Here is a 275-nt window from a genome sequence, read left to right as displayed (position 1 = left end):
CTAATTGCAGGTTCGATTCCTGCAGGGGACACCATTTATCAGTTCGCTCCCATCCGTACCAGTCCGCAAAATCCCCTGAATATCAAGCATTCCGTAGATTTACAGTTCGTCATGGTTCGCTGTTCGCAACCTAACCAAACAGTCACTTTCGAGCAATTTTCCTTGAAAAAGAGGTTGACGCTGCAAGGCTCTATACGCATAATGCGCCCCGCAACGCCGATAAGGTATCGCGAAAAAAAAGATGGCTACGTAGCTCAGTTGGTTAGAGCACATCA

The 275-nt window shown here is 47.3% G+C and carries 1 protein-coding gene; it reads left to right on the top strand.

Annotation, left to right across the window (positions count from 1 at the left end; translation table 11 throughout):
* Window positions 1-275 (top strand): hypothetical protein (locus tag SB816_RS31350; RefSeq protein WP_410548161.1); only part of this gene is annotated, 275 nt, incomplete at both ends.

The organism is Achromobacter sp. SIMBA_011, assembly GCF_046535435.1.
Classification (GTDB): Bacteria; Pseudomonadota; Gammaproteobacteria; order Burkholderiales; family Burkholderiaceae_B; genus Achromobacter; species Achromobacter dolens.
The sequence above is the reverse complement of the archived record's forward strand: the minus strand, read 5'-3'. Positions and strand labels throughout refer to the sequence as shown.